This window comes from Sphaerochaeta sp. S2, assembly GCF_016406725.1.
In the GTDB taxonomy this organism is placed as follows: Bacteria; Spirochaetota; Spirochaetia; order Sphaerochaetales; family Sphaerochaetaceae; genus Sphaerochaeta.
Genome location: NZ_JAEKNT010000205.1, coordinates 1 through 9,813, shown reverse-complemented (window position 1 = coordinate 9,813; position 9,813 = coordinate 1). Strand labels below are relative to the sequence as shown.

Genomic DNA, 9,813 nt, shown 5'->3' with positions numbered 1-9,813 from the left:
TATGCATGAAGCACTGTTTGAACAAATCCATACGATCGGCCTGGTACCGGTGGTGAAGATCGATGATGCCAGCAAGGCCGAGGGTCTTGCAGGAGCCCTGATCGCAGGCGGACTGCCCTGTGCAGAGGTCACCTTCCGCACCCAAGCGGCAGAGGAGGCGATCAAGCGCATCACAAAGGCATACCCCGAGATGCTCGTGGGAGCAGGCACGGTGACCAACCTCGAGTATGCAAAGAAGGCAGTGGCCGCCGGGGCCAAGTTCCTCGTCTCCCCGGGCTTCAACCCCACCGTCGTGGACTGGGCGCTGGAAAACAACATTCCCATCGTCCCGGGTGTCTGTACACCCAGCGACATCGAGGCGGGCATCAGCCGTGGGCTTACCACCCTCAAGTTCTTCCCAGCAGAGGTGAGCGGGGGCGTGGACATGCTCAAGAACTTCGCAGGACCCTTCCCCGACCTCCTCTTCATGCCCACCGGCGGCATCAGCACCAAGAACCTTGCCAGCTATGCCAGGCAGCCCAACGTCCTGGCAGTGGGCGGATCGTGGATGGTCAAGGCCGACCTCATCGAGGCGGAGGACTGGCAGGCGATAGAGGACCTGAGCAGGGAGGCGGTGCGTACCCTCCAGGGACTGGAGTTCGCCCACATGGGCATCAACAACCAGGATGCAGCAGAGGCTGAGAAGACCATCAAGGGACTGGAGGCACTGGGCATGGTGAAAAAGAGTGGCAACAGTTCCACCTTCCTCGATACCACCATCGAGGTGTTGCCCAAGCAGTACCTGGGGAAGATGGGCCACATCGGCTTCAGGTGCTTCTCCATCGAGCGCACCCTCTCCTACCTCTCCCAGTTCGGCTTCTCCGTGAACGAGGAGACCATCGCCCGCGATGCAAAGGGGAAGATCAAGGTATGTTACCTTGAGCAGGAACTCAGCGGATTCGCCGTTCACCTGATCAAGGCATAACCATTCAACCTACACAGTAATCACAATCATGGCCTTCAAGAATATCAATAAGATTCTGGGAGGCCATGAGACTCATATTGCTTGACGCCTCATAGGTTGCTGCTCCTGCATGGGGAGTCAGGATACAGGAAGGCAGGGATGCGAGCGGTCCCGATTCAGGATGCTCCTGAGCGCTGACATCCAAAGCAGCAGCACCAATCTGGCCAGTTTCAAGAGCAACTGCCAATGCTTCTTCATCGATGATTCCACCACGGGCAGTATTGACCAACACCGCTCTTGGTTTCATGCTTGCAAACACCTCTGCATTGAATAAATTCTTCGTCTCTTCAGTTAATGGCGTATGGATGGAGATGAAATCACTCTTGCTTGCCAGCGTGGCGAAATCGACATAGGTAGCACCGTAGTGTTGCTTCAGTTCCTCATTCTCATATACATCATGGCATAGAATCTCCATCTCAAAACCCTTGCAACGCTTTACTACCCCTGCCCCGATTCTTCCTGTTCCGATGACACCAAGCGTTTTTCTCCACATTTCCACACCAATGGGACGTTTCGTTTCACCCATCTTCATCTGATGGTCCATGTAGGGAACATGCCGGGCAGCAGAGAGCATCAGTGTGACTGCCAAATCGGACACAGAGTCCCCATTTGCTCCCGGGGTTATGGTGACCTGTATGTTTCGCGCTCTTGCATACTCGAGGTCTATCGCATCATACCCCACCCCATAGCGTGAAATAACCTTCAGTTTCTTTGCTTTGCTCAGGAGCGCTTGATCATAGACTTCCAGTCCTGCGATTATTCCATCGGCTTCTGCTATCTGCCGATGTAGCTGATCAGTAACACTTTCTGTCTCTGTTGCCTTAATATGCCGGACTTCACACCCATGTGAGCGCAACAGCTCCCATGCTTTCTCATCAGAACTCCCAAATGAACGGGCGGTTATCAATACAAGGAATGTATTCATTATATGCTCCTCTCTTGTGTACTATCTATAAGCGTTTTTTCATACCAATATCGGTATCTTTTATAGTGTTTAGTATAGTAATCTCTCATCTCTGGCTCTGGATTCAGCACATTAGGTACGGTAAGTGTATGAGTTGGAAGTTCCTCACTGGCGGAACGGGCAGCCAGTATGAGGGCTCCATAAAGGGACGTCTGTTTCTGGACATCTTCATGCATGGAAACACCAAAGTAATTGCAGCATAGGTGTTTCCAGAAGGCTGAATGCAATACGCCCCCTGAGAGTTTGATGGTCCTGGGAATATGCCCACTTTTCAGTAGCTCTTCATAGCACTGATAGAGATTGGCAACAACTCCCTGCAAGACACCTTGGTAGAAGGCACTTGTTGTCATGGAGGCATCCACATCATGGAAACTTGCAAGCCGGGTGTCATCCCACCCAGGACAGCGCTCTCCCACCAGGAATGGAAGGAATATAGGGGTAGCAGAATCTTCCCTCAGTGCTCCTTCAATCTGAGCATATGTAACATCTGGATAAAAGGCATGTTCCTTGTACCAATCCACACAGTTGGAACAGCCACTTGTTGCAGCTCCGAGCAGAAACTCATTATCCACACCACGGTACAACCAAGTGGCGTGAATGGGAGAGAACCAAGGTTCTGAGATAATCATCCTCATTGCCCCACTGGTACCCATGGAAAGTGTCATGATACCTGGCTCTTCTGCTCTTGATCCTACTTGGTTCAACGCTCCATCAGGAAGAGGAGGAAGCACTGGGATACCTTCGGACAGTCCAAGCAATCTTGAACCTTGCTTGCTGAGTGTACTGCTGTCTCTCCAATCGCAAATAGGGGATATAGTGCAACCCAGGGCTTTCGCCATTGGATGAAAATCTATCGATGAGGTAGAAAGGAGTCCCATCCCACTAAGCATGGATGCAGTTTCCTTGATGGTTCCTGTGAGCAGATAGTGGAGGTAGCCAGCAAGTGAACTGATTTTTCTACCAGTTAGAGCGATCCCATCTGTCTTCTGTTTCAGGAGCTTAAAGAAAGGATACATTGCATGCACCATTGATCCACTTTCCCTATAGTATTCCTCAACAAAAGAAGCGTCTTTCCTAAGTCCTTTACAGAAAATACGACCAGAGACATCCGTCCAGTCGGTGAGTGGTTGAATGGGTACATTGGATGCATCGCAAGCCACCAGACTGTGCCACGTTCCCGCGGTGGTAATTCGGTCTACTTCTCTCCCTTGTGCAGCTTTTCTCCCCAGTTGAATGGCATGCATACATACATCCACTACATCACTTGAGGAAGGATTTCGCTCAACAAGCAATGTCGATTCACCCAATTTGGTATCTACGTATTGGGCTTTCGAAGAAGTGGTGCTGATTTCAAGGGCTAGAAGCTTCATCGGTATTCTCCAAGGCATAATCAATCGGCTGTAGAAAGACAGCTAACTTTTTATATAATAATGATTTGACATCTAACAAAATCAGTTTTACACTAGAGGTATAAATCTATCTTGTCTGGTTTTTTTCCAGACGAGAAGAAAAAAGGAGTAGCCTCATGTTGATTGGAATTTCCCCTTACATCGGTCCAGAACTACTGGAAGCACTCGATAGAATGGGTCATGGTGATGAGATTGTCATCGTCGACGCATTCTATCCTGGAGACACTCGATCCTCCCGTTGTATCAGAGCAGATGGAATCAAGGCAGAAGACCTGCTTGATGGTATCTTCCGTCTGATGAATCCTGATGATTATGTCAAAGATCCGGTTGTGATGATGCAGCCTTCAGAAGGCGATAGCGCAGACCCTGCAGTGGAAAAATCGTTCCAGGCAGTCTTGGACAAATACTGGCCCGATACACCAAAAATCCAGAAAATCGAACGCCAGGAATTCTATGACAGAGCAAAACGGGCATATGCTGTAGTGGTCTCTGGTTCCATCGTAAAATATGGATGTATCATCATCCGTAAGGGTGTACTGCCCCACTAACCTGTATGCAGGCCACCCCTGAGGAGGTGGTCTGCTATCCTTCTCTAATCAATAAGTATCACTGGCTTGATAACCTGCTCCTCCTTGTTACCAAATACAGCAAAGGCTTCATCTATCTCATCCATGGTGAATCGATGGGTCAGCAAGAGAGAACTGGGAATATGGCCCTGCTTTAACAGCTCAAATGCTTGGGGGAATCCCCAGTTGGGAATGGCATGAGAGGCGATAAGACGCTTCTTGGCAAAGTGAAAATCATTTGCAGAGAACGTTACCTGGTCATGCTTGAAATCAATGCCGTCATAGACAATGGAGCTACAGAAACCGGCAAGCTCAATACCATCGCCAAGTGTTGCAGGAGGAGAGGTTACAATCACACGTTTGAACAGCTTGGGAAACTGTTGCTTGAGCTCATCTTTCCACCCCGTCTTAGCACTATCAATGACCAGATCGGCTCCGAGTTTTCTGGCAACCTCGCCTCGATAGGCTCCACGCGGAGTATCGAGATGATGCCCTACCATGACCACATTACGGGCGCCACGCAATTTTGCCAGTTTGATACAGCTTAGGCCTATGATTCCAGGTCCCATGATCAGGACATCATCAAAAAGTTCTATAGCAGCCTCCCGACTGAGATCGAGGGCAACGGTAATGGGCTCAGCGAGGGTAGCTTCAGGATAATCGAGCCCTTCATAGGGAATTACCATCTCCCGGGGGACTACCAGGAATTGTCCCATTCCTGCCTGGTCATCCATGTAGCTGTAGATGTTCTCACAGGCTTGCGGCTTCTGGTTCAGGCACTGTTCACATCTTCCACAGGCAATATTGTTCTCAACCACCACTGAATCCCCGACGTTCAAGCCGGGAAAGGGTGATCCTACTTCGTGGATATACCCAGCAACCTCATGTCCTAGTGGGGTTAATGTTCCTGCAGGAAGGTCTTTTACAAAGTGGATATCAGTCCCACATATCCCACACGCCCTGATACGGACTACCACCTCATTGGCTTTCGGTTTGGGCAGTGTTTTCTTCACAATTCTAATTTGTTCATTTCTATCGACCCAGGCGCTTGTAAATTCCATTTCTCTCCTCACTTCAAAAAATCTTCACTTCCCGATGGAATGACACAGAGAAAGACCAAAGCCTCTTCCCGTGAGTCATTCACCCACTGATGCTCATCCCCACCAGGAACGAATACCGACGTACCTGGGAGCAGGACCTTTTCTTCATTTGGACCTATTACTCTGCCTTTACCTTGCAGAACATACACGACATGCTCGTGTTCATGGCTTCCATTGCTGCTCTTTCCACCAGGAGGGATCCTGATCTCCCGCATCTCGTAATTGGTTGAGCCATCTTCCTTGCTCACCAGCCAACGGACCTTGTTTCCTGACCCGGTGGTACTGAGCACAGCCTCAGCTGCAGTTCTACTCATAATCATTTCACTTGCTCCCAATAGGCTTTTTGATCCAATGCCGAAAGGAACTGCTGCACTTCATCGTTGGTAGGCATCGCAGGGGCAGTACCTACCTTGGTAACAGAAAGGGATGCTACAGCTGTTGCAAAGTAGATTGCTTGCCTTAGATCCTTTCCCTTGCTGAGCGCTGTAGCCAGTCCTCCATTGAACGCATCCCCTGCTCCGGTGGTATCCACCACCTTCACTTCCATGGTGGGGAACAACAGGGCTTCCTGCTCAGCAGTGAGCAGGAAACACCCCATCTTGCCCATGGTGATAATGACATCCCTAACCCCTTTCGCTTGCAGGGCCAAGGCTGCCTTATGGGCACTCTCACGATTTACAACATCAATGCCGGTCAGGCATGATGCCTCAGTCTCATTGGGAGTTACCAAGTCAAACATGCCGATAAACTCATCATCCAGTGGTTCAACTGGTGCTGGCGCAGGGTTCAGCAAAGCAATCCCACCTGAGGTATGCACGCGCTCTACTGCAGGGGGAAGAATATCAAGGTTTGTCTCAAGCTGTGCCACCAGGACACTGGTATCATCCAGGATTGAATCGATGGACCGAATCTCCTCCTGACTAATCGCTCCACAGGCTCCGGGAACAACCGTGATACTATTCTGGGAGGTATGTTCATCCACCATGATCAAGGCAATGCCTGTTGCCAAATCAGGGTCCTCAAATACATATCGGCTATCCATCTGCTCATCAGCATAAAAATCCTTGGCAACCTTGCCAAAGACATCGTTTCCCACTTTTGTGACCAGAATCACATCTCCACCACATCGGTGAGCTGCTACTGCCTGGTTTGACCCTTTTCCCCCCGGTCCCATCTTGAAAATGCTTCCCTTTACAGTCTCTCCCTGTACCGGGATATGAGGGGACCGTGCCATAAGATCTACTACAAAACTACCAATTACTGTCACACGTTCTGCCATGTGCTACTCCCTTGTATAGCGTTCGATAAAGCTGTAAGGCGATGGTTTCCCTATGGAACTGACATCGTTCAATCGTTTCATTTGGTCATCACTGAGCGACCAAGACAGTGAATCAAGGTTTTCCTTGAGCTGACTTACAGTGCGAGCCCCAATAAGGGGAATGATACCTGCTGGGTTCTGTCTCACCCAGTTGATACTTACCTGTGAAACACTGTGCCCTACCTCCTCAGCAATCTCATGCAAGACATCTATGATGTCATAGGCTTGGTCACTTCCCCTTTGTTCAGCTTGGTCATCCCACCGGTCTTTCCTGCCTGCGCGGCTATTTCTCGGGATGTCTTTCCCCCTGCGGTATTTCCCGCTAAGCCATCCTCCTGCCAAGGGAGACCAGGCAAGCATGCCTACCCCCTCACGTTCACACATCGGAATGAGTTCCCACTCAGGACTTCGCACCAACAGGCTGTACTCCAACTGAAGGCTGACAAAAGCTTCCTTGTGGGTATATCGGGCGATCATAAGGTTTTTCATTAGATCTGATGGGGTGTAGTTGGAGGCTCCAAGATACCGTACCTTTCCTGCTGAGATGAGATCATCCAGCGTTCTCAAGGTCTCCTCGAAGGGGGTCCTTTTATCAAAACAATGAATCTGCAGCAAATCAATATATTCGGTATTGAGGCGTCTAAGACTGGACTCCACACTGTTTAGTATGTGTTTACGACTTGCACCGGTATTATTGACACCTTCACCCGTAGGGAAAAATACCTTGGTACCCAAAATCAAATCATCTCTCCGGGAACCAATATCCTTGATCCAGGAACCCAGGATCCTCTCCGAATCTCCATTGTTGTAGGAGTCAGCAGTATCAAGGTAATTCCCCCCTGCTTGGGTGTACTCCTCAAGCAAGCCCTTTGACTCCTTCTCATCAATATTCCAACCAAAGGTCTGCGTACCGAAAGCAATGGCACTCATACGCAACCCTGTATTTCCAAAATAGCGATACTCCATACCTACCTCCGCAACAACAAGGAGCGCATATCCTCATCCTCCACTACGTACCAATTCCGTGAGAAGCACTGAGGTGGATGGATGTCATCAGAATCTGGAGCTGAAAAGATCTCATGATACATATGAGGCTTCCAGAGCGAGAGAATATGGTGGTGGACTTCTCCTGCATGAGAGTACCACTCTTCCCAGAAGAGATGGTCTTGGTCCTCCTTCTCAGGAATTGCATTCACCACCAGATATCCATGGTTCTCTTTCACAATCCATGTATGTTTTCGGTACGGATTATCCTTCAGTTCATCGATACCAGGAAAAATATCTTCCATTTTGAAGCCAAAACGCTTCATGGTCTCAGCAACCTCAGCATGTTGTAATTGTGACAAAAGCTCACTCATACTCAACTCTCCTTTGTATTGGTAAACTGGTCGAGGTTCTGGTAGAAATCGACCAAGCTTGTATATGCTTGTTTATAGAGGGGAAGATAGCGATCGTAAAATTCCACATTCGCTTCATTTGGAAGGATGCGTCTTTCATAGTGAAGCAGTTCCTTCACCACATCCGCACTCTCATACATCCCGATGCCCAAGCCCCCGATAACCGCTGCGCCAAAGTTCTTGCTGTCCTTGAGGTGGTTATGCGATACAACAGGAATATTGAAGGCATCTGCTATGATATGCTTGTTGATATCACTATTGGCTTGTCCTCCAATCACCACCAGTTCCGTAGCTTTGTTGATGGGTTTGAGCGCTTCCCAGATTATCTTCAAATTCATTGCCACACCCTCATAACATGCGCGGAACATATCCGAGCGACGGGTATTTCGTTTCAGTCCGATGAAGGCTCCTCGAGCCTGTGGATTCCAGTAGGGACTCCGCTCACCCATGAGATAGGGAAGAAACAGCAATCCATTTGCCCCAGGAGGCGATTGGGTGACCAACATTTCAATAAGATGCTGTGGATAGCTTCGTTGGAGTTCCGATTGGGTAACCTCTTCCCTTGCCAACTCATCCTTGAGCCAATCCAGGGAAGCACCAGCAGCCTGCATGGTCCCGCAAGGGGCGATCTGGTCAGGTTGGATAAATGACCAATTGAAGGTCCTCATCGTTGGCTCCCAATACGGGGTTGGCTTGACCATTCCAATCCATGCAGATGATCCAAAGTAGAGATAGGCATCATCCTCCGTGGTGCAACCACCACCCAAGGAGGCACAGATGCCATCCCCTGCTCCGATGACAACAGGGGTTCCTGGAAGCAACCCTGTAGCTACAGAGGCATCCATTGTTACGTAGCCGGCAATCTGGGTAGAAGGGATTGCCTCTGGGAGTATCTTTGGATTGAGACCGATTATGCTTGTCAGGGTCCGTGACCACTGCCGCTTGGTAAGATTGAAGAGGTTTGTTCCTGATGCATCGGAATAGTCTGTTACAATCTCTCCGGTGAGCTTGTAAACTATGTAGTCCTTTGCTTGGACAACTTTGGAGGTCTTTGCAAAGGCTTCTGGACGATTATGCATGATCCAAAGCAGTTTGCTGAGCGTATATGATGCACTGATCTTATGCCCGGTTATATGGAAAAAGAGTTTCTCATCAATCTGACTGAGTAGCTGTTTTGACTCTTTATCTGAGCGCATATCGGCCCAGATGATCGCATTACCGATTGGATCCCCTGCCTTATCGAGGCAGAGGCAACCCATCATCTGTCCACTGAAGGTAACTACGGCGATTGACTTCTCATTGATGCCCCGCATCACCTTCTTTGTGGACTCACAAACAGCACGCCACCAATCACCGGGGTCCTGTTCAACTTTGTTACCCTCTCGATAGATCACCCGATAGAGGGAGAGCCAGGAGCTTATGATATTTCCTTTTTCATCATACACTACCGCTTTATCTCCGGTTGTCCCCAGATTATGCGATAGGATGAGTCTGTCATACATTGTTTGCCCCTTTCTCCCTTCCATTACCGATTGAACCAAGGTTCAAGGCTGCGATACAGGTCAACAAATGTTCCTGTCAAGTCTTCATAGTAAGCAGTGTTTTCCTTGTTTGGTGTTACGACTTCCTTGATGGGGTTCATGACCTCAATCATGGAAAAGTCTTCATAAAGACCACACCCCACTCCTCCCAGCAAGGCCGCTCCCATGCTTGTTGCCTCAGTAAGAAACTGAGGTACAACAATCTCACAACCAAAGACATCAGAAAGGACCTGTCTGAGGAAGGTATTCAAGGCACCTCCACCTATGAACATCACCCGACGGTCAGGAATCTCGGAAAGCATACCTGCAAAGTTGAGCTTCTGGTTCATTGCCACGCCCTCAAGCAGGGCTCGACAGTGATCAGGGAATGTTGTTGAGATATCCATACCCACAAATGCACCTTTTGCCTTGGTATTCCACCAAGGAGACCGTTCCCCAAGGAGGTAGGGCAAGAAGGTAAGTCCATTTGCCCCTGGAACAGATTCCTGAGCCAGGTCATTGATGCTATCCAGTGT

The 9,813-nt window shown here is 49.3% G+C and carries 11 protein-coding genes; 2 read left to right on the top strand and 9 right to left on the bottom strand.

From position 1 onward, the window contains the following. A partial coding sequence (gene eda, locus JF818_RS05720) for a bifunctional 4-hydroxy-2-oxoglutarate aldolase/2-dehydro-3-deoxy-phosphogluconate aldolase (protein WP_198891007.1) occupies window positions 1–964 on the top strand: 964 nt, incomplete at its 5' end. 4 nt (window positions 965–968) lie between these two features. Here eda and JF818_RS05715 read toward each other — a convergent pair. After that, window positions 969–1,928 (bottom strand): phosphoglycerate dehydrogenase, encoded by a 960-nt coding sequence (locus JF818_RS05715; protein WP_198891005.1) that lies wholly within the window; start codon window positions 1,926–1,928, stop codon window positions 969–971. Then, window positions 1,928–3,337 carry an FGGY-family carbohydrate kinase gene (locus JF818_RS05710; protein ID WP_198891003.1) on the bottom strand — a complete coding sequence of 470 codons (1,410 nt, stop codon included), beginning with the start codon at window positions 3,335–3,337 and terminating at the stop codon, window positions 1,928–1,930. Before JF818_RS05710 ends, JF818_RS05715 begins: the two co-directional genes overlap by 1 nt. Before the next feature lie 155 nt (window positions 3,338–3,492). On the opposite strand from JF818_RS05710, the gene fucU reads away from it, so the two are divergent. Further along, window positions 3,493–3,924, top strand: coding sequence for an L-fucose mutarotase (gene fucU, locus JF818_RS05705; RefSeq protein WP_198891001.1), 432 nt, complete (start codon window positions 3,493–3,495; stop codon window positions 3,922–3,924). Between the two features lie 44 nt (window positions 3,925–3,968). Here the strand turns inward: fucU and JF818_RS05700 are convergent, their stop codons facing one another. From JF818_RS05700 to JF818_RS05670, 7 genes are all read right to left on the bottom strand, one after another. Continuing rightward, window positions 3,969–5,003, bottom strand: coding sequence for a zinc-binding dehydrogenase (locus JF818_RS05700; protein ID WP_198891000.1), 1,035 nt, complete (start codon window positions 5,001–5,003; stop codon window positions 3,969–3,971). An 8-nt stretch (window positions 5,004–5,011) separates the two neighbouring features. Beyond that, window positions 5,012–5,356 carry a cupin domain-containing protein gene (locus JF818_RS05695; protein ID WP_198890999.1) on the bottom strand — a complete coding sequence of 115 codons (345 nt, stop codon included), beginning with the start codon at window positions 5,354–5,356 and terminating at the stop codon, window positions 5,012–5,014. A 2-nt stretch (window positions 5,357–5,358) separates the two neighbouring features. Further along, window positions 5,359–6,321: a ribokinase gene (gene rbsK, locus JF818_RS05690; RefSeq protein WP_198890998.1), complete on the bottom strand. Its 963-nt coding sequence runs from the start codon at window positions 6,319–6,321 to the stop codon at window positions 5,359–5,361. A gap of 3 nt (window positions 6,322–6,324) precedes the next feature. Beyond that, window positions 6,325–7,326: an aldo/keto reductase gene (locus JF818_RS05685; protein ID WP_198890996.1), complete on the bottom strand. Its 1,002-nt coding sequence runs from the start codon at window positions 7,324–7,326 to the stop codon at window positions 6,325–6,327. 2 nt (window positions 7,327–7,328) lie between these two features. Beyond that, a complete protein-coding gene (locus tag JF818_RS05680; protein ID WP_198890995.1) occupies window positions 7,329–7,718 on the bottom strand; it encodes a hypothetical protein in 390 nt (129 codons plus the stop codon). Window positions 7,719–7,720: 2 nt separating this feature from the next. Further along, window positions 7,721–9,259: an FGGY-family carbohydrate kinase gene (locus tag JF818_RS05675; protein ID WP_198890994.1), complete on the bottom strand. Its 1,539-nt coding sequence runs from the start codon at window positions 9,257–9,259 to the stop codon at window positions 7,721–7,723. Window positions 9,260–9,282: 23 nt separating this feature from the next. Next, window positions 9,283–9,813, bottom strand: a 531-nt coding sequence (locus JF818_RS05670; protein ID WP_255528430.1) for an FGGY-family carbohydrate kinase, incomplete at its 5' end; no start/stop codon positions are given.

Excerpts from the sequence above, each read along its gene's own strand:
- JF818_RS05715 (WP_198891005.1), bottom strand. The coding sequence starts at position 1,928 with ATGAATACATTCCTTGTATTGATAACCGCCCGTTCATTTGGGAGTTCT.
- JF818_RS05710 (WP_198891003.1), bottom strand. The coding sequence starts at position 3,337 with ATGAAGCTTCTAGCCCTTGAAATCAGCACCACTTCTTCGAAAGCCCAA.
- fucU (WP_198891001.1), top strand. The coding sequence starts at position 3,493 with ATGTTGATTGGAATTTCCCCTTACATCGGTCCAGAACTACTGGAAGCA.
- JF818_RS05700 (WP_198891000.1), bottom strand. The coding sequence starts at position 5,003 with ATGGAATTTACAAGCGCCTGGGTCGATAGAAATGAACAAATTAGAATT.
- JF818_RS05695 (WP_198890999.1), bottom strand. The coding sequence starts at position 5,356 with ATGAGTAGAACTGCAGCTGAGGCTGTGCTCAGTACCACCGGGTCAGGA.
- rbsK (WP_198890998.1), bottom strand. The coding sequence starts at position 6,321 with ATGGCAGAACGTGTGACAGTAATTGGTAGTTTTGTAGTAGATCTTATG.
- JF818_RS05685 (WP_198890996.1), bottom strand. The coding sequence starts at position 7,326 with ATGGAGTATCGCTATTTTGGAAATACAGGGTTGCGTATGAGTGCCATT.
- JF818_RS05680 (WP_198890995.1), bottom strand. The coding sequence starts at position 7,718 with ATGAGTGAGCTTTTGTCACAATTACAACATGCTGAGGTTGCTGAGACC.
- JF818_RS05675 (WP_198890994.1), bottom strand. The coding sequence starts at position 9,259 with ATGTATGACAGACTCATCCTATCGCATAATCTGGGGACAACCGGAGAT.